Origin of the sequence: Streptomyces sp. NRRL F-5630, from assembly GCF_000719475.1 — a bacterium.
Taxonomy (GTDB): domain Bacteria; phylum Actinomycetota; class Actinomycetes; order Streptomycetales; family Streptomycetaceae; genus Streptomyces.
Map to the genome: position 1 here is coordinate 1 of NZ_JOGO01000003.1, position 18,086 is coordinate 18,086.

Here is an 18,086-nt window from a genome sequence, read left to right on the forward strand (position 1 = left end):
GGTCGCGCTTGGGGGGCCGGGTACGCCGGTGGTGCCGGGTGCCCGTGCCGGTCGTGAGGGGCGGCGGGCTGCGGGGGCTGGGCGGGCCGAGGGGGCTGGGAAGGGGGTGTCGGCTGAGCGGGCGGTGTCGGCTGGGCCTGCTGGTCGGGTGGCGCGGGCCGCGCCTGCTGTGGGTGCTGCTCGCGCGGTGCGGGCCGCGCCGACTGCCCGTGCTGACCGGGCTGTTCGTGCTGCTCCGGTTGTGCGTGCGGCCCCGACTGCGCGTGCTGTTCCGGCCGTTGGTGCCCCTGCTGTTCCTCCGTGCCGTTCCGCTCGTCCGGTTCCGGGGCTTCGGGGCGCGGTCGCTCCGGGGTGAGGCCGGGGAGTGGCCGGGTGGCGGAGTCCTCCAGGTCCGGGCCGCGATCGTGCTCGACGGGCGGGGTGGGCGGCGCGACGGGCGCCGGGGGAACGGGGGATGCCGAGGCGGGGCGCGGGGCCGGTACGGAGCGGACGGGTGCCGCCGCCTCCGCTGCGGCCCCCTCCGCCGTACCCTGCCGCGCGTCCTGGTGCCCCGCGCCGGGGACACCCGTACCTCCGCCGCCGGGACGGCCCGCGTGTGCCTCGCCCGCGTTCCCCGGCCCGCCCGCCGACGCGGCGGCGAGGACCACCTCGCCCGTGTCCGAGCCCGAGGGCCACGTGACCCGCGCGAGCCCGCAGAGGCCCGTCTCCTCCGCGTACGGCAGCCGCAGCACGCCGTCCCGCGTCCACAGGCCGCCGCCCGCGAGCCAGCCGCGCGGCGCGGGGAGCTGGTGCAGGCGGCGGCCCACGGGGCGCCACACGCCGATCCAGCTACCGCCCACCGGGCCGTCCACGCGGAAGGCGACCGCGCTGTGCTCGGGCAGCAGGCCCTGGCCCGGCTGCACGGCGAAGGGTGTGAGCCCCGCTTCCGACAGGGCCAGGCACTCGGGGAAGCGCACGGGCAGCGCGCTGCCGAGCACTCCCCAGCCGAGCCGGTCCTGCCCCGGCGCGTTCGAGCGGATGAGGAGCAGTCCGCTGTCCACGTCGGCGCTCAGCAGCCGGTCGTCGCTGCCCTCGGCGATCTGGAGCAACGGGGAGACCTCGCCCGCGCGTTCGAGGTCGACGGCGACCGCCTTCGTCACCCCGTCCTCGCCCGTGCGGTCCACCGCGAGCATCCGCGCCTCGCGGTCCAGCCACACGCCGCCCGTGCAGCGCCCCGGGATCTCCGCGAGGTGCTCGGGCCCGAAGGCGCCGCCCGCGACGAGCCACACGGCCGTCGAGTGCAGGCCCGGAGCGAGCGCGTACACGTGCCCGGGCACAGGGCTCGGCGGGAGCAGCCGCAGGGGGCCGGGCGATCCGTCGGCGCGTACGTGCTCGACGGCGCCGAGCGGAAGCTCCCCCGTGTCGGGCCCGGTCGGGTAGAGCAGGGAGAAGTAGTGCATGGGCCCTTCGGGCCGGTGCACGAGGACCCGGCCGTCCGGCAGGGGCTGGGCCTCCGTGCCCGGGGGCTCGGGGCGGGCCACGGGCAGCGGCACGGCGAAGGGCTCCGGCCCGCCGAGCGTCCACCGCTCCACGTGCGGCCCCGCCGTTCCGCCCTCGCCGGGCCCGCCGGGCGCCACGATCCTGGCGGCGTACGAACCGTCCGCCGCCACCACGAATCCGGGACCCTCATCCTGCGGTCGCGCGGTCTCACTGACCGTCATCGCTGCGTCACCTCCGGCGACGAAGCTAGTTTTCAGGCGCCCCCACGGCAGCCCAGGACCACCGACTTCACCCCAACGGGTGGCGAACCGGCGAATCGCCTGACATCCGGGACACCTTGTGCTCGGCACAGGGACTCCGGGGCGCTCCCCGTACCGCCCCGAAGGCACCCCGCCCGCTCCCGGTAACCTTGCCCCCGTGCCCCGTCTCTCCGAAGTCACCGCCGCTCTCGACGCCCTCTGGCCTCCGCACCGCGCCGAGTCGTGGGACGCGGTCGGCACCGTCGTCGGTGATCCCGGGGCCCGGGTGAGCCGCGTGCTCTTCGCCGTGGACCCCGTCCACGAGATCGCCGAGGAGGCGATCCGCCTCGGCGCCGACCTCCTCGTCACGCACCACCCCCTCTACCTGCGCGGCACCACGACCGTCTCGGCGGCGACCTTCAAGGGCCGCGTCGTGCACGACCTCATCAAGCACGACATCGCCCTGCACGTCGCGCACACCAACGCCGACAGCGCCGACCCCGGCGTCAGCGACGCCCTCGCGGGCGCGCTCGGCCTGCGCGTCCTCGGCCCGCTCGCCCCCGACACGAGCGACCCCGAGGGCCGCCGCGGCCTCGGCCGCGTCTGCGAGCCCACCCGTGCGCTGACCCTCGGCGCCCTCGCCGAAGCCGCCGCCCGCGCCCTGCCGGCGACCGCGCAGGGCATCCGCCTGGCGGGCGACCCGGAGGCGCCGGTCCGCAAGGTCGTCGTGAGCGGCGGCGCGGGCGACAGCCTCTTCGACGCCGTACGGGCCACGGGCGCCGACGCCTTCCTCACCGCCGACCTGCGCCACCACCCGGCCTCCGAGGCCACCGAGCACAGCCCGCTCGGCCTCATCGACGCCGCACACTGGGCCACCGAGTGGCCCTGGTGCGAGCAGGCCGCCGCACAGCTCGACGAGATCTCCGACCGCCACGGCTGGGAGCTGCGGGTGCACGTCTCGAAGACGGTCACCGACCCCTGGTCCGCACACTTCGATTCCACAGGAGCCCCCAACTGAACGCCGCACCCGCAGACCAGGTCCGCCTGCTCGACCTCCAGGCCCTCGACACCCGCCTCGGCCAGCTCGCGCACCGCAAGGAGTCGCTGCCCGAGCACGCCGAACTGGCCGGGCTCGGCAAGGACGCCACCGGACTGCGCGACCTCCTCGTCGCGGCCCGTACCGAGGAGGGCGACACCGCCCGCGAGCAGACCAAGGCCGAGCAGGACGTCGACCAGGTCCGCACCCGTACGACCCGCGACCAGCAGCGCCTCGACTCCGGCATGGTCACCTCGCCGAAGGACCTGGAGAACCTCCAGCGCGAGATCGCCTCGCTCGCCAAGCGCCAGGGGGACCTGGAGGACGTGGTCCTGGAGATCATGGAGCGCCGCGAGTCCGCGCAGTCCCGCGTGACCGAGCTGACCGAGCGCCTCGGCTCCGTCGAGGCCCGTATCGCCGAGGTCACCGAGCGCCGCGACGCCGCCGCCGCGGAGATCGACGCCGAGACGGCGACCCTCGCCAAGGAGCGCGCGGTCGTCGCGGGTTCCGTTCCCGACAGCCTCCTCGCCCTCTACGAGAAGCTGCGCGCCCAGCGCGGCGGCGTCGGCGCGGCCCGCCTCTACCAGCGCCGCTGCGAGGGCTGTCAGCTGGAGCTGAACATCACCGAGGCGAACGAGGTCAAGGCCGCCGAGCCCGACGCCGTCGTCCGCTGCGAGAACTGCGGGCGCATCCTGGTCCGCACCTCCGAATCGGGTCTGTGAGCGCGGGGGGCGCGGCCTCGCGCGACCGTACGGCCGCCGCGTCCGCGCCCCCCGACCTCGGCCCGCCCACGACCTTCCTTCTGCTGCGCCACGGCGCGACGGCGCTCACCGCCCGGGGCCGCTTCTCCGGGAGCGGTGCGCGCGAGGACCCGCCGCTCGCGGACGCGGGGCGGGCACAGGCGGCGGCGGTCGCGCGGCATCTGCGCGGCACGACCGTGGACGCCGTCGTCTCCTCGCCCCTGCGCCGCTGCCGCGAGACGGCGGCGGCGCTCGGGCTGCCGTACGCGGTCGAGGAGGACCTGCGCGAGACGGGCTTCGGTACGTGGGAGGGCCTGACGTTCGCCGAGGCGCGGGCCAGGGACCCGGAGGTCTTCGCCGCCTGGCTGGCCGACCCGTCGGCGGCCCCGCCGGAGGGCGAGAGCTTCGCCGAGGTCGCGGTACGCGTCGCGGCGGCCCGCGACCGCCTCCGCACCGCTCACGCGGGCCGCACGGTACTGCTCGTCTCGCACGTGACCCCGCTCAAGACCCTGCTGCGCCTCGCGCTCGACGCCCCGCCCGCCGCGCTGTTCCGCATGGACCTCGACCCGGCCTCGCTCTCGGCGCTCGCGGTGTGGGGCGACGGCAACACGACGGTGCGGTACGTGAACACCACGGCGCACCTCCCGCCCGCCTGAGCGGAGGGCGGGGGAGTGCGGGGCTGGTGACCCGAGCCGGAGATGCGCCGCCCACTGCCGGCGAATCTCCGGCTCGGGTCACTCGGCGCGGGGCGGGTCGCCGTGCAGCGTCAGTCCGTACTGGGCCAGAAGGTCGGTGTGCTCGCCGTCGCGGCGTGCGTCGGCGGATCCGATCGAGCGGAAGTAGGCCTCGACGGCTCCGGGGTTGTTGATGACGAGGACCTCCGCGGTCGCCGTGAGCGGCTGGAACGTGTGGGGGACGAGCCGCGGGCTGTAGATGTAGGCACCGGGTCCGGCGTCGCGCACGTCGCACGCGTCCAGGGTGGTCGAGCCCACCCAGAACCGGACGCGCCCCGACAGGACCACCCAGCTCTCGTCCTCCCGGCTGTGAGTGTGCAGGGGCGGCGCGTCACCGCGGCGCATGGCGAGCCGCACCACGCTGACCGCCCCGTCCGTCTCGGTGGTCGACACCACCTGCTCGATCACGGCGCTGTAGTACTGGTAGTTCTCGCCTTCACCGGGGTTGCGCACCAGGGCGACGCTCATGTCTCGGTCCTCTCCAGGGCGGCCCCACCGCACCACGGCGGGGCCCCCTAAGTGGTTGACCGTTCAATCATTACTCCCGCCCAAGCCCCTCGTACGCACCGGATCCGGCCAAAGGGCGCGCGCGCCACCCCGTCCCGTGATCCGGCCCCCGTCCCCGCCTCACTCCGCGAACGGCGCGGCGAATACCAGGTCCTCCACCGTGGGCACCGGGAATTCCGGAATGTGGCGGCGGCCGACCTCGGCGAAGGGGTGCATGAGCAGCGACATGGGCTTGGTGCGGCACAGCGACAGCATGGTGTCGAGGGCGTCCTGCTTGAATCCGGCCCGGGGAAAGGCGGCGAGTATCTCCTCAAGGGCGTCGGACGGAATCCGGTCGAGGCCGTTTCCCGAGAAGTCCATTCCGGATCCGACGGCCGTCAGGGCGATCTCCGGCCTTTTCCTGGTCGCGATGCCGATGTCGGTGTGCAGGGCGATCGCGTCCCAGACGACCGCCACCCGTGCGGCGGGCACGCGCTGTTCCCGCAGGAACGCCTGCGCGGCGTCGGCGCCGTCCACCTCGAAGCGCGCCTCCGGGGTCCGGTACGCCGGGACAAGGCCGAGGTCGTGCAGGACCGCGGCGAGGAACGCGAGTTCGCGGTCGTAGCGGACGCCGCGCCGGTCGAACAGCAGGGAGCCGAACACGTACGAACGCATGACGTGATGGAAAAGCGTCTCGGAGGATACTTTTCGCGCGAACGCCGCGGCCGCGCGGGCCAGTTCGCTGTCGGGGATACGGACTCCGGCCACCGCCGCAGGCAGGTTCGCGGCGCCTGATCGCGGCGCGTTGCCCTGCGGTGCCGGGACCGCGTCAGCGGAAGCGGCGGCGGCAGGGGAAACCGTGGTGGCGAGCGCGGAGGCGGCGATCACCGTGGCGAATCCGGCGCCGCGCTCCAGCGCCGTGCGCCGGGTGACGCCTTTCGCCTCGTCATTCCTGTCGGAATTCTGGTCGGGCATGTCCGCCGGCTTTCTCTCGGGAGCTGTCGGCAGCAGCCTAGGGAGGGTGCCGCCGGGGCCGACAGTGGCGAAAGTGCCGCTGACCTCCTGATTTCCGCCAAGCCGGACCGGGGACGGAGCGGGCCGGACCTGGCCGGATCCCGACCCTCCCCGACCGGGCGCGGGACGGGTACGGGACGGGCGTGCGGCGGCGGCCGGTGCCCGAGAGCGCCGGCCGCCGTCTGTCCACCGCCTCCGCGACCCGGGCCGTGGTGCCGCACACCGGGGCTCGACAGCCCGCTGCGGGCCGGTCCCGCCGCCCCGCCGCTCGCTTCCGGCTCAGCGCAGCGTCGCCGCCTCGCGGGCCAGTGCCTCGACCCGGCCCCAGTCCTTCGCCCGCACCGCGTCGGCGGGGAGCATCCAGGAGCCGCCCACGCAGCCGACGTTGGGCAGCGCGAGGTAGCCGGGCGCGTTCTCCGGGCTCACGCCCCCGGTCGGGCAGAATCGCGCCTGCGGCAGCGGGCTCGCGAGCGACTTGAGGTACGGGGCGCCGCCCGCCGCCTGTGCGGGGAAGAACTTCATCTCGCGCACGCCCGCCTCCAGGAGCGCCACGACCTCCGACGTCGTCGAGACACCGGGCAGGAAGGGCACTCCGGAGGCCTTCATCGCCGCCAGCAGCGCGGGCGTCCACCCCGGGCTCACCAGGAACCGCGCTCCCGCCCGCACCGCCGCGTCCACGTGCGCCGCGGCGATGACCGTCCCCGCGCCCACGACCGCGTCGGGCACCTCGCCCGCTATCGCCGCCATCGCGTCGAGCGCGACGGGCGTCCGCAGCGTCACCTCGATCGCGGGCAGCCCCCCGGCCACGAGGGCGCGCGCGAGCGGTACGGCGTCGGCGAGGTCGTCGATCACGACGACGGGGAGCACGGGGGCGAGGTCGAGTACCGAGGCGGGGACCTCGGCGGCGGACTGGGCGGGAACGGACGCGTCTGTCATGCGCTCATCGTGCCTCGCCCGCGACACCCTGCGCAAAGCACGTTGCGCAGGGTGCAACGCCCGTGCGTCCCAGGCGGCTCAGTGCACGTCCCGGACCACGATGTCGAGCGCCCAGGGCCTCCCCTTGGCGCCGGGGCCCTTTGTCTCCACCGTGTGCCCCAGGTCCCGCAGCGCGGTGACGAGTTCGGCGGGCGAGGCGGGACGCACGTCGTGCGCGAGCAGGTCCCGTACGAGCCGGCCCTTCGTCGCCTTGTTGAAGTGGCTCACGACCGAGCGCTTCTCGACCCCGCCGATCGTCCGCGCGTGCAGCACCCGCACGGTCAGGGTGCGCTCGGCGAGCACGCCCTTCGGCTTCCACGCGGCGGCGTAGGCGGCCGAGCGCAGGTCGAGCACGGGCCCCTCGCCCGCCGCGCCGGGCAGTACCTCGGCCATGAAGGGCCGCCAGTACGCGCCGAGCGCCCCGAGCCCGGGGAGCTTCACACCCATCGCGCAGCGGTAGGAGGGGATGCGGTCCGCCGTGCCGAGCGCGCCCCAGAGTCCCGAGAAGACGAGCAGTGAGCGCGCCGCCCGTTCCCGCGCGGCGGCGTCGAGCGTGGCGAGGCCGAGCGCGTCGTAGAGGACGCCGGTGTAGATCTCCCCGGCGGGCCGCGTCCCGGCCTCGCGCAGCGCCGCGTTCTTCGCGATCTCGCCGCGCAGCCCCTCGCTGAGACCGAGCACCTCGCGCGCCTTCTCCTCGTCGCCGCCGCACAGCGTGACGAGTTCGTCGAGCACCCGCTCCCGCGCGGCCGTGAGTCCCGGCAGCGAAAGACCGCCGAGCGCGAGCGGGGCTCCCTCGCCCCCGGCGGCCTTGCCCTCGGACGGCGGCAGCAGTACCAGCACGGTGTCTCTCCTCGTTCCCGAACGCCCGGGGCCATCGGTGCGGGGCCCCGGGCCAGGGTAAGCGGGGCCGGGGCCCCGAAGGCGAACGGGCGAAGCCTGGCGGGCTCACGCCCTGAGCCTCATGAGGGCGGGGGAGCGCGGCGCGCCGGTCCGCGCCCGACCGGTACCATGACCGCACGGCAGACGAGCCGGGCGGACGGCCGCGTGGGCCCCTTCGGGGACCCCCGAGGAACGTCCGGACTCCACAGGGCAGGGTGGTGGCTAACGGCCACCCGGGGTGACCCGCGGGACAGTGCCACAGAAAACAAACCGCCCGGCACTCCGGTGCCGGGTAAGGGTGAAACGGTGGTGTAAGAGACCACCAGTGCCCAGGGTGACCTGGGCAGCTAGGTAAACCCCACCCGGAGCAAGGTCAAAAGGAGCACCGTGAAACGTGCTCTGCGCGGACGTTCGAGGGCTGCCCGCCCGAGTCCGCGGGTAGACCGCACGAGGCCGGCGGCAACGCCGGCCCTAGATGGATGGCCGTCTCCCCGGCCGCCGCGAGGCGACCGGGCGACAGAATCCGGCGTACAGCCCGACTCGTCTGCCGCCCCCTGCGCTTGTCCCCTTCTGGCTCCACGGGCCGGTCATTTGGAGGGGGCGACTTCGGGCGCACGTCCTGGTCCGCCCCGTCACCGCCTCGGTGCCGGGGCCGGGGCCACGAGCCGGCCCCGGTACACCAGCGACGCCGCCTGCTTCAGGGTGCGCAGCCGCACGCTCACGCTGTAGCCAGTGATGCCCGGGATGCTCGCGAGGCTCCGGCTCAGGAAGTCGTAGAAGTCGGCCGTGTCGGTGCACATCGCGATGGCCATGAGGTTCTGCTCGCCGCTCGTGGCGGCGGCGAAGACGATCCGGGGCAGCGCGGCCACCGCCGTCCCGGTCTCGTCGAGCAGGGCGGGCGTCGTCCGCAGCCACAGGGCCGCGCTGAACGGGTAGCCGAGGCGCTCGGGGACGATGTCCACGTCGTAGAAGAGGGTGCCGGTCCGCTCCAGGATCTCGATGCGGCGGGCGATGCGGCCCGGTGTCCAGCCGGTGCGCTCGGCGAGGGTGGCCTGGCTGGCCCGGCCGTCCTCGGCGAGCACCGCGAGCAGCGGCGCGTCCTCGGGGCGCGGCTCGACGGGCGGTCCCTGCGGCACCGGACGCGGGTGGCGCTCCTGGAGCAGGGCCACCGCCTCCTCCGGGAGTGAGGGCCCGAGGTGCCCCCAGTCCGCGCCGGGCGGTGAGTAGGGGCGCAGCACCAGGCGCGTGTCGACGGCCAGGACGCCGGGAAAAGTGGCGAGCCGGCGCAGGACGTCGGGCACCCGTCCGTCGTGCGGAGTCTCCAGGGAGCAGACGATCTCCGAGCCGCCGAAGGTGATGTTGGCGAAGGAGATCTCGTGCAGGCGGGTCACCGCCTCGGCGAGCGCGTCGAGCCGGTCGGGCCGCAGCGAGATCCGTACGACGCTCGCCGCGAGGCCGTGCACCGCCGGGTTCACGAGCCCCACCACCCGCACCGTGCCCGCCCTGCGCATCGCGCGGAAGCGGCGGGCCACCGTCTGCTCGGAGGCTCCCACCACCTCGCCGACCAGCCGGAACGGCGCGCGCGGCGCCACGTGCAGGGCGTGGAGGATATGACTGTCGAGGATGTCGGACATGGAGGAAGCATCGCATCACCCCCGCAGGCTGTGGATGATTCCGGCGCTGCGCAGGGTCCGTCTTGGTGGAATTCGCGGTTCCGAAGGAGAATTCCGGAGGATTCGCGGACGGTTCACGGCGCGCCTCCAGGACATGAAGCCACCGGCCGAAGCCAACCGGCTCAAGCCACCCGGCCAGGGCCCCGGCCCCGGCCAGTCCCTGGAGCGCCGTCCGGCCCGGCGTGCGTACGTACCCCGTACGCCCGGGCACCCCGCCCCGTCCCGCCGGCCGACGAAGGCGCCGTCCGGCAGCCCGTACGCCCGAGGGGGAAGGCCGCCATCGGCCGCCCCGCCCGGCCCGTACGGCCGGACCTGCCGTACCGTCCACGACCTCGCCCGTCCCACGCGCCGGAACCCCGGCGCTCCGAAGGAGTTCCCTTGTCCCAGTCACCGCCCGCAGCAGTCGAGCCCCATCGCGGGGTGACGCTGTTCATGGCCTGCCTCGGGGTCTTCGTCGCCTATCTGCCGGTGACGAGCGTCTCGGTGAGCCTGACCGCCATCCAGTCGGCGCTCTCCACGACGACCTCGCAACTCTCGTGGGTCTCGGACGCCTTCGTGCTGCCGATGGCCGCCTTCATCCTCACCGCCGGTGTCTTCGGCGACGTCCACGGCCGCAAGAAGGTCTACCTGGCCGGTCTCCTGCTCTCCGCCGCGGGCGCCGCGACCTCTCTGACCGCGCACTCCGTGGGCCAGCTCTGGACCGGCCAGGCCCTCTCCGGGCTCGGCGCCGCGGCGCTGCTCCCCACGACGCTCGCGCTCATCAGCCACGCCGTGCCCGACCACCGCGAGCGCGGCAAGTTCATCGGCTTCTGGGCGATGTGCCTCATGGGCGCGCTCGCGTTCGGCGGCATCGTCGCGGGCACGATCCTCGCGCACGCGTCCTGGCGCTGGATATTCTTCGTGACGATCCCCGCCGCGCTCATCGCCTTCGCGGTCTCCGCGAAGCTGCTGCCCGAGTCGCGCGCGCCGCGCACGAGCCGCCTCGACTGGCCGGGCCAGATCACCGCGACGCTCGCCATCACCGGTCTCGTCTACGGCGTCATCGAGGGCGGCGCGGGCTCCTTCACGGACGTCCAGGTCGTCCTCGCGCTCGCGGTCGCCGTCGTCAGCGGTGTCCTCTTCGTCGTGGTCGAGCGCCGCGCCGAGCACCCCATGCTCGACCTCAAGCTCTTCCGCAGCCCCGGCTTCACCGCCACGGCGCTCGTCGCGATGGTCATGTTCCTCGGCATGATCGGCTTCTTCTTCGTGCTGAGCCTCTACTTCGGCATGGTCCAGCACCTCGACACGCTCGACACCGCCTGGCGGATGATCCTCGTCACCGGGGCCGCGCTGGTCGTCAGCGGGGTCGTGGGGCGCCTCATGCACAAGGTCGCGCCGCGCCTCATGATCACGGCCGGTCTGCTCCTTGTGACGGCGGCGCTGCTCACGCTGCTGGGCGCCGAGGCGGACAGCTCCTTCGGCACCCTGTCGTGGCGGCTGATCCTGCTCGGGCTCGGCATGGGCCTGGTCACGACGCCGATGACCGCGACGGCCGTCGCCTCCGTGCCGCACCCGCTCGCCGGGATGGCCGCGGCGGGCAACAACGCCTTCCGGCAGGTCGGCGGCGCGCTCGGCCCGGCCGTGCTCGGCGCGCTCCTCACGAGCCGCGCGGCCTCCGCGCTGCCGGACAAGCTCGCCGACAAGGGCGTGCCCGGCGCCCTCGCCGACCGGCTCACGCACGCGGTCGACGGCAGCGGCCTCGGCGCGGTCGGCTCGGTGCCGCTCGGCGCCCGCGCCGGACAGGTCTACGGGGCGGTCGGCGACGCCTTCCTCGAAGGGCTGCGCCTGTGCCTGACGATCTCGGCGGCCCTCACCTTCGTCGCCGCCGTGCTCGCCTTCGTGCTGCTGCGTCCGCGCGCGGACCGCGCGGGGACGGTGGTGCGCGAGTCGGCCGCCCAGTCCCCGGCGGGCCACCGGCAGACGGCGGGCGAGGGCGCGCACGCCTGACGACGGCGGGCGACGGCGGGCGCAGGCCGCCCGGTCACGAGGGGAAACCTTCGCGACCGGGCGGCCTCGTGCCCACGGGAACCGGCGCCCGCCGCGTACTCTCTCCCAGGACATGAGCGCCCACGACATGAACGACTTCGCCGACGAGGCCCGCAGCCGTGCCGCCCGCCTGCTGCGGATGGCCGCTCCCGAGGACGACAGGGACGGGCTCCTCGCCTACGCCGCCGACACACCGGACCCGCCCCTCATGGGCCCCGACGGCATCCACACCACGGGCTGCCCGCGCTGCCGCCGCACGATGTGGCTCCAGCGGGACGTGTGGGTGTGCGCCGGGTGCGGAGAGGTGCGGGAGCGCGACGAGCACTGAGGGGTACGGGGCCGTGAGGGGTCCTTGTGCGGGCTCCGCCCCGGGCGCTCGGTCCCCGCTGGGCGCAGCCCGCCCCGCTGGACGCGCTCCGTTCCCGTCCCCGCCCTACCGTTCCCCGCTCAGGTCCTCCACGCCCATCGCCGCCGCCCGTGCCCGGCGTTCGGCGAGGACCGTGTCGCGGGCCTCGGCCATGTCGGCGAGGACCACGCGACGGGCGCGCTTGGCGAGCCGGTCCACGTAGACCATGCCGTTCAGGTGGTCCGTCTCGTGCTGGAGGCAGCGCGCGAAGTAGCCCGTGCCCTCGATCGTGACGGCGCGCCCGTCCCTGTCCACGCCGTGCACCACCGTGCGGTCCGCACGGGCCAGTTCGTGCTGGGCGCCCGGCACCGACAGACAGCCCTCGACGTCCTCGACGAGGGCGCGGCCCGAGGCGGCCTCGTCGATCACGGGGTTGAGGACGTGGCCGACGTGCCGGGCGCCCTCGTCGTCGAAGCAGTCGTAGACGAAGAGCCGCAGGTCCACGCCGACCTGGTTGGCGGCGAGCCCCGCGCCCTCGGCGAGGTACATCGTCAGGAACATGTCGTCGACGAGCTGGGCCAGTTCAGGGGTGCCGAAGCCGGTCGCCTCGGCGCAGCGGCGCGCGAGGATCTCCTCGCCGACCTCGGTCACCCGCAGCATCCGGCCGCGCGCCGCCTCGGGGGCGAGCGGCGGATACTCGCCCTCGTACCGCTCGCCCCGCACGTACACGGGCACCCCGGCGGGAATCCGCGCGCGGACGGAGTCCGGCGGCGGGACGAGGCTCCGGACGGAGTCGGCGGCGGGCTCGGTCATGGGGCGGCCTCTCTCGGGAACGCGGCGGGCGGTGCGGCGGACGCGGGCAGAACCCTACCCGCGCGCCGCACACCCCCTCGTGCCCGTCAGCCGTGCGGGACGTGCCGCACGCGCTGCCGCAGCTCCTTCTCCACGTCGTAGCGGTTGAGGCCCTGCTCACGGGCCCAGTCGGTGACCGCCATGTGCACCTCGGCGGCGGCGTTGAACCACACGCGCCGCTGCGCGTTCTGCTCCTCGCCCTCCAAGTGCTCGATCCTTCGGCCCTCTTCGTCGGCCGCCTGCTGAAGGGTGATCAGGTCATCGGGTAGCTCCACGGGCGGCACGGTAGGCGCGGGGGGCGCCGGGGGCGGGGTGGACACGGCTTTCGTCAGCCGGACGGAGCAGATGGTGGGGGCGGGGGGTGCCCCGGGGCTGCGCCCCGGGTCCCCGTTTGGGGGCTCCGCCCCCGGCCCCCGTTTCGGGGCTCCGCCCCGGACCCCGCTCCTCAATCGCCGGAGGGGCTTGAAATTCTTGGCCGGAGGCTGAGGTGTGGGGGCGCGTGCCTCTCACCACCGTTGCCCATCCCTCCTCCTCGTGCACCACCTCCGCGCGCAGGCCCGCGGCTGTGAAGAGCTTGGCGATCTCGTAAGCCTGGCGCTCTCCGCTTTCCACGAGGAGGTGGCCGCCCGGGGTGAGCCAGGTGGTCGCCTCGTGGGCGACGCGGCGGACCAGGTCGAGGCCGTCGGTGCCGCCGTCGAGGGCGACGAGGGGCTCGTGGGCGCGGGCCTCGGCGGGAAGGAGGCGGACCTCCTCGCTCGGTACGTAGGGGACGTTCGCCGTCAGGATGTCCACCCGCCCGCGCAGCGCGTCCGGGAGCGGGGCGTACAGGTCGCCCTCGTACACGTGCGCGCCGACCGGGGCCAGGTTGCGGCGCGCCCAGCGCAGCGCGCCCGGGTCGACGTCCGCCGCGTACAGCGTCGCGCGCGGGCCGAGCGCCGTGCGCAGCGCGAGACCGAGGGCGCCCGAGCCGCAGCAGAGGTCGAGCAGGGTCACCTCGCCCTCCGCGCGCACCCCGTCGAGCGCCCGCGCCACCAGGAACTCGCTGCGCCTGCGCGGCACGAAGACCCCGGGCCCGACCTCGATCCGCAGCCCGTGGAACACCGCGTGCCCCACGACGTGCTCCAGGGGCTCCCCGGCCACGCGCCGCGCGACCAGCGCGTCCAGCCGCCCGTCCCGGCCCGCCGCGTCCTCGGGCACCGCCGCGAGCAGCAGCGCCGCCTCGTCCTCGGCGAAGACGCAGCCCGCCGCGCGGAGCCGGGCCACGAGGCCCGCGACGTCAGCCACGCCCGCCCATGGTGTCGGGGAGTCTGCGCACCGGGCTGCCCCAGCCCCGTACCACCTCGTAGTCCGTGAACTCCTGCACGAGCCGGTACGCCGTGCCCGCGTGCGGGCCGCGGCGTTCGGCGGCGAGGAACGCCTCGGCCTCGCGGCGGTCGTGGCGCGGGGTCCCGCACAACTGCCACGTGCGGCCGTTCCACATCTCCGGGATCCAGCGCTCGCGCGCCTGCGGGCGCTCCTCGCGCTCGCCGTAGCGCGAGGGCGCCACCAGGTACTCCCGCTCGCCGTCCGGCAGCCGGGCCGCCCTGCGCCCCCCGCGCCGCCGCGTCTCGCACAGCAGGCACAGGTCGGGCGCGCTGTCGTCCCGGGGCCCGAAGGGGTGCTCCGCGCACCGCGTCGTCGGCTCGGGGCCCTCGACGGCCTCCTCCAGGAGGTCGAGAGCGCGTCGCAGGTCCTTGGCGATCTCGTGCAGCTTGGCCTCGCTCGTGTCGCCGCCGAGTTCGTCGCCCTGTTCCCCGAGCGCCCTCAGCGCCCGGCCCAGGGCCGGGATCTTCTGCTGCCTCATGGCCTGAGCCTCCGGTGTCGCGCGTCCCCGTACCCGCCCATTGTCCAACGCCCGGCGGGCGGGTCCCCAGCCCACCCGTCCCCCGGCCCTCCGCCTCAGCCCGCGCGCCCCACCGGCACGAGCGTGAGCCACGCGAGACCGAGCAGCCCCAGGTGACCGTCCAGCCAGAAGGCGCGCTGCGCGTCGAGCCGTTCCCGTACGGCGTCCGCGGCGGCGTGGCCGGGGTGCAGGGCGAGCCACTCCTCGTCCGCCGCGCGGTACCCCGACTCGAACTCCTCCCACTCCGACGCGCTCGCCGTCTCCGTCCACAGCGGCCTGAAGCCGCCCGCGACGGCCGCGTCCACGAGCGCCCCGAGCGAGGGATGGTCGTCGGCCCGCGCGCCCGGCCACAGCCGGGCCAGCTCCCCGGCGCCGGGGGTACGGGTGAAGAAGCCCTCACCGAGCAGCACCCGGCCACCCGGGTTCACGAGCCGCCGCAGCTCGGCGAAGAGCGTCGGCAGGTAGTCCGGCCCGTCCGGGTCCGCGAGCGCCTGCCCCGAGCCCCCGCACAGCACGAGGTCGGCCGGCCCCCGCGTGGTGCCCCGCGCCGACTCCTCGTGCAGCCGCACCCGCCCGTCGAGACCGCGCTCGCGCGCCCGCTCCCCGGCCCGTACGAGATCCTCGCCCCGCAGATCGATCCCGGTGCCCCGCGCCTGCGGCACGGCCTCCAGCAGGCGCAGCAGCAGCTCCGCCCAGCCGCAGCCGACGTCGAGCACCGTCGCGGGCCGCGCGGCGGCGAGTCGCGCCACGACGCGGGCGGCGCGTTCCTCGGAGAGCGGGTTGTGGAAGGTGAGGGCGGGCAGGCCGGAGGGTGGGGCGTCCGGCGTCTCTCGGCGCGTCGCGGGGGAGGTCATGGGAGCGGACGGTACGGAGCGGGGGCCGCCGGCGGCGAATGGTTTTCCGCCCGGGGAACGGCTGCGGGGCCGCCCCTCGGGTAAGGCGGCCCCGCCCCCGTACGCGCCTCAGACCTCCTCGGCCTCCGCCGGGGCGGCCTGGCGGAGGCGCTTGTTGCGCTGCGCGACGACCGTGAGGGCCGCCGCCGCGCCGCCGATGAGCGCGGCCGGGACCATCCAGTGGCGGTTGAGGGCGTGACCGAGCTTGTGGTCGAGCGAGTACCTGCCCGGGCCCGTGACCGCGAGTCCCGCCGCGGCGAGGCCGAGGAAGGCCGGGTACTCGTAGCCGCCGCCCTGCGCGAAGAAACCGCCGGGAGCGTGGACGGCGGCGGCGCCCGCCATTGTCCCCGCCGCGGCGGCGCCCGCCGCCGGGGTCGCGAGGCCGAGCGCGAGCAGCGCGCCGCCGCCCGCCTCGCCGAGCCCGGCCGCGAGCGCGTTGAGCTTGCCGGGGGCGTAGCCCATCGACTCGAAGGCCTGGCCCGTGGCGTCGAGCCCGCCGCCGCCGAACCAGCCGAAGAGCTTCTGCGAACCGTGCGCGGCGAGCACCCCGCCGGTACCGACGCGCAGGGCGAGGAGCCCGAGGTCGAGCCGACGGCTGTGCGTGCGGCTTCCGTGGCACTTCACGCTGTCTCCCTGGGGGATTGGAGTAGGGGATGCCGTGTCGCGGGGACGGCTCCTGCGCACCGGGCGCACACCGCTGTACGCCGCCGTGACACGGTGATCTCGAGGCTACGCCTCCCGCGCCGCGACGCACGGCGGGGCCCGCGCGTCCGGCGCCGCCCGTGCCCGGCCGTCCCGGCCCGGTCATCCGTCCGTGCCCGGCCGTCCGCCGCGCTCAGCCGTCCGCCGCGCTCAGCCGTCCGCCGCGCTCAGCCGTCCGGTCGCGGTCAGTCGTCCGCCCGCGCCGGGATGCGTACGGCCGTGCCCGCGACCCGCACCCGGGGATCGCCCGCCCGCAGCGTCACGGTGACCGTTCCCGGGCGCCCCAGGTCCTCGCCCTGCACGAGCGTGAGCCGCGCGTCCTCGCGCACGAAACCGAGCGCGCGCAGGTACGCGCCGAAGGCCGCCGACGCCGCGCCCGTGACCGGGTCCTCGACGACACCGCCGACGGGGAAGGGATCGCGCGTGTGGAAGACGCCGGTGTCCGGGTCCTGCCAGAAGAGGTGCACGGTCGTCAGGCCGAGGCGTTCCATGAGTGCGCGGAGCCGCTCGAAGTCGTAGTCGAGCGCCGCGAGCCGCGCGCGGCTTCCGGCCGCCAGCACGAGGTGCCTGGCCCCGGCCGAGGCGATGCGCGGCGGGTACTCGGGGTGGAGGTCGGCGGCGGGCCAGCCGAGCGCGGCGAGGGCCTCGGCGAGGTCGCCGGGCGCGATGTCCTCGATCCGGGGCATGACGCTCGTCAGCGTGGCGCGCAGTTCACCGTCCTTCTCCTCGACCCCGACCGGCACCTGCCCGGCCGGTGTCAGGAAGACGTACGCGCCGGGGCCCTCCCGCTCGGCGAGCGCGACGGCGGTCGCGATCGTCGCGTGCCCGCAGAAGGGCACCTCGGCCTTCGGGCTGAAGTAGCGCAGGCGGTGCGTGCGCGGCTCCTCGCCGGGGAGCACGAACGCCGTCTCGCTGTATCCGAGCCGCGCGGCGACAGCGAGTTGCTCGTCGTCGCTCAGCCCCGAGGCGTCCAGCACGACCCCCGCGGGGTTGCCCGCGCCGGGATCGGTGGTGAACGCCGCGTACCGGCTGACACGGGGAGCGGAGGCCGCCGGGGCGGCCGGAGGCAGGGAGCCTGGTGACGTCATGCCGAGGACAACCGGCGGGGGAGCGAGGGGTATTCCCGCCGCGCCCCGGGGGACGGGGCGTATGGGAGCACGGGGCGTGGGGAAAGGGGTGCGCCGGGCGACCCGGCCAGTCCTCTTGTGGAACCGCCGGCCCCGGGGCGCCGGTGAGGTGGGCGCGGGTGCGGGGCGGCGCTCCCTTTGGGGGGAGGGCGCCCCGCATCCGCGCCGGTCCTGCGGTCAGTGGCAGTTCTTCTGGCCGCTCTTCGCGGTCTTCCAGGAGCAGGAGTCGCGCAGGGCGCCCTTCGCGGTGTACAGCCGCGCCTTGTCGCCCGTGTTGTTCCACACGTACGAACCGCGGTTCCAATAGACCGTTCCGGGCACGTTCTTGCCCTTGCCGGTGCGGACCTTGACCGTCTTGCCCGCGCCGATCTTGTAGCTGCCGAAGGTGTACGTGTAGCCGGTGTTGTCCTTGAGCTTGTAACCCTTCAGCTGCACCGCCGACTTGGAGTTGTTGTGGATGTTCACCCACTCCCCGTTGAGCGAGGCGTTGCTGCGGGTGTCCTTGCCCGGGCTGTCGAACTGGATGAGCCCGAGGTGGATCCCGCTCTTGTGGGCGGCCTGCGAGGGGGAGGTCGCGAGACCCACGAGGGCGACGGCGGCGAGAACGGCCGGGGCCGCGAAACGAATGCGCACGTAGTGCTCCGAAGTGTTCCGAAGGATTCCGAAGATCACGGAAAAGGACATGCGGGTGCCGAGGAACGGCAAAGAGGCTCGTATGCGGGTATGTCCGTCATACGAGTGAAAGACGGTTCATCGTACTAAGTGGTGAGGAGTGGGGGGAGCGTTTCGTCGAAGTCCGCCTCGTGACCCCGCACGTTCACTCCCTGGGCGCGCAAGTCCGTCCAGCGCGCGCCGCCTTGCTCCCCTCCCGCCCCTGGTCGCCTCCGGCCGACATATGACAGACCACGCACTTCGTGGATTGGTTGCAGGGGAAGCGTGGATAAAACGTGCGGGCCTCTGAGGGCCCTCGCCTTCGCGTCGTTCCGGGCCGGGGCTCGGCCGTC

17 protein-coding genes, 1 other RNA gene and 2 pseudogenes are annotated in these 18,086 nt (G+C 74.9%); 6 read left to right on the forward strand and 14 right to left on the reverse strand.

Features of this window, described 5'->3' with window-relative positions; all coding sequences use genetic code 11:
* Nucleotides 1–443 precede the first annotated feature (443 nt).
* Nucleotides 444–1,700: pseudogene (locus IF99_RS0101305) on the reverse strand (hypothetical protein); the annotation flags it as partial.
* A gap of 196 nt (nt 1,701–1,896) precedes the next feature.
* Here IF99_RS0101305 and IF99_RS0101310 point away from each other — a divergent pair.
* From IF99_RS0101310 to IF99_RS0101320, 3 genes are read left to right on the forward strand one after another with little or no spacing between them, the layout of a single operon-like run.
* On the forward strand, nt 1,897–2,736 hold the full coding sequence (locus tag IF99_RS0101310) for a Nif3-like dinuclear metal center hexameric protein (protein ID WP_030994392.1): 840 nt from the start codon (nt 1,897–1,899) through the stop codon (nt 2,734–2,736).
* On the forward strand, nt 2,733–3,476 hold the full coding sequence (locus IF99_RS0101315) for a zinc ribbon domain-containing protein (protein WP_199806440.1): 744 nt from the start codon (nt 2,733–2,735) through the stop codon (nt 3,474–3,476). The genes IF99_RS0101310 and IF99_RS0101315 overlap by 4 nt, the downstream gene beginning before the upstream one ends.
* Nucleotides 3,473–4,150, forward strand: a complete 678-nt coding sequence (locus tag IF99_RS0101320; RefSeq protein WP_051703322.1) for a histidine phosphatase family protein — start codon at nt 3,473–3,475, stop codon at nt 4,148–4,150. Before IF99_RS0101315 ends, IF99_RS0101320 begins: the two co-directional genes overlap by 4 nt.
* A 78-nt stretch (nt 4,151–4,228) precedes the next feature.
* Here the strand turns inward: IF99_RS0101320 and IF99_RS0101325 are convergent, their stop codons facing one another.
* The 4 genes from IF99_RS0101325 to yaaA form a co-directional block, all read right to left on the reverse strand.
* Nucleotides 4,229–4,696: a cupin domain-containing protein gene (locus tag IF99_RS0101325; RefSeq protein ID WP_030994395.1), complete on the reverse strand. Its 468-nt coding sequence runs from the start codon at nt 4,694–4,696 to the stop codon at nt 4,229–4,231.
* A gap of 159 nt (nt 4,697–4,855) precedes the next feature.
* Nucleotides 4,856–5,602 (reverse strand): HD domain-containing protein, encoded by a 747-nt coding sequence (locus IF99_RS0101330; RefSeq protein WP_234340546.1) that lies wholly within the window; start codon nt 5,600–5,602, stop codon nt 4,856–4,858.
* Between the two features lie 405 nt (nt 5,603–6,007).
* Nucleotides 6,008–6,664 (reverse strand): bifunctional 4-hydroxy-2-oxoglutarate aldolase/2-dehydro-3-deoxy-phosphogluconate aldolase, encoded by a 657-nt coding sequence (eda, locus tag IF99_RS0101335; protein ID WP_030994397.1) that lies wholly within the window; start codon nt 6,662–6,664, stop codon nt 6,008–6,010.
* A 78-nt stretch (nt 6,665–6,742) separates the two neighbouring features.
* A complete protein-coding gene (gene yaaA / locus IF99_RS0101340; RefSeq protein WP_030994398.1) occupies nt 6,743–7,543 on the reverse strand; it encodes a peroxide stress protein YaaA in 801 nt (266 codons plus the stop codon).
* 184 nt (nt 7,544–7,727) lie between these two features.
* Between yaaA and rnpB the strand changes: the two genes are divergently transcribed.
* Nucleotides 7,728–8,129, forward strand: an RNA gene (gene rnpB / locus IF99_RS31570) — RNase P RNA component class A.
* 85 nt (nt 8,130–8,214) lie between these two features.
* Here the strand turns inward: rnpB and IF99_RS0101345 are convergent.
* Nucleotides 8,215–9,216: an Lrp/AsnC family transcriptional regulator gene (locus IF99_RS0101345; protein WP_030994399.1), complete on the reverse strand. Its 1,002-nt coding sequence runs from the start codon at nt 9,214–9,216 to the stop codon at nt 8,215–8,217.
* Between the two features lie 459 nt (nt 9,217–9,675).
* Here IF99_RS0101345 and IF99_RS0101350 point away from each other — a divergent pair, with 459 nt between their 5' ends.
* Together IF99_RS0101350 and IF99_RS0101355 are read left to right on the forward strand one after the other, a co-directional pair.
* A complete protein-coding gene (locus tag IF99_RS0101350; RefSeq protein WP_030994400.1) occupies nt 9,676–11,241 on the forward strand; it encodes an MFS transporter in 1,566 nt (521 codons plus the stop codon).
* 112 nt (nt 11,242–11,353) lie between these two features.
* Nucleotides 11,354–11,608, forward strand: coding sequence for a hypothetical protein (locus tag IF99_RS0101355; RefSeq protein WP_030994401.1), 255 nt, complete (start codon nt 11,354–11,356; stop codon nt 11,606–11,608).
* 105 nt (nt 11,609–11,713) lie between these two features.
* Here IF99_RS0101355 and def read toward each other — a convergent pair whose 3' ends face one another.
* The 8 genes and pseudogenes from def to IF99_RS0101395 form a co-directional block, all read right to left on the reverse strand.
* Nucleotides 11,714–12,439: a peptide deformylase gene (def, locus tag IF99_RS0101360; protein WP_234340547.1), complete on the reverse strand. Its 726-nt coding sequence runs from the start codon at nt 12,437–12,439 to the stop codon at nt 11,714–11,716.
* An 86-nt stretch (nt 12,440–12,525) separates the two neighbouring features.
* Nucleotides 12,526–12,753 carry a hypothetical protein gene (locus IF99_RS0101365; protein ID WP_030994403.1) on the reverse strand — a complete coding sequence of 76 codons (228 nt, stop codon included), beginning with the start codon at nt 12,751–12,753 and terminating at the stop codon, nt 12,526–12,528.
* 217 nt (nt 12,754–12,970) lie between these two features.
* Nucleotides 12,971–13,762, reverse strand: a pseudogene (locus IF99_RS0101370) (putative protein N(5)-glutamine methyltransferase); the annotation flags it as partial.
* The gene (locus IF99_RS0101375) at nt 13,755–14,321 is read right to left on the reverse strand and encodes a hypothetical protein (protein ID WP_030994405.1); all 567 of its coding nucleotides are present in this window, start codon (nt 14,319–14,321) and stop codon (nt 13,755–13,757) included. The pseudogene IF99_RS0101370 and the gene IF99_RS0101375, both read right to left, overlap by 8 nt.
* A 95-nt stretch (nt 14,322–14,416) precedes the next feature.
* Complete coding sequence (locus IF99_RS0101380) at nt 14,417–15,214, reverse strand: SAM-dependent methyltransferase (RefSeq protein ID WP_030994406.1); 798 nt, start codon at nt 15,212–15,214, stop codon at nt 14,417–14,419.
* Nucleotides 15,215–15,322: 108 nt separating this feature from the next.
* A complete protein-coding gene (locus tag IF99_RS0101385; RefSeq protein WP_030994407.1) occupies nt 15,323–15,877 on the reverse strand; it encodes a DoxX family protein in 555 nt (184 codons plus the stop codon).
* A gap of 263 nt (nt 15,878–16,140) precedes the next feature.
* Nucleotides 16,141–17,043: a PhzF family phenazine biosynthesis protein gene (locus IF99_RS0101390; protein ID WP_030994408.1), complete on the reverse strand. Its 903-nt coding sequence runs from the start codon at nt 17,041–17,043 to the stop codon at nt 16,141–16,143.
* A gap of 216 nt (nt 17,044–17,259) precedes the next feature.
* Nucleotides 17,260–17,715, reverse strand: a complete 456-nt coding sequence (locus IF99_RS0101395) for a lamin tail domain-containing protein (protein ID WP_030994409.1) — start codon at nt 17,713–17,715, stop codon at nt 17,260–17,262.
* Between the last annotated feature and the right edge of the window lie 371 nt (nt 17,716–18,086).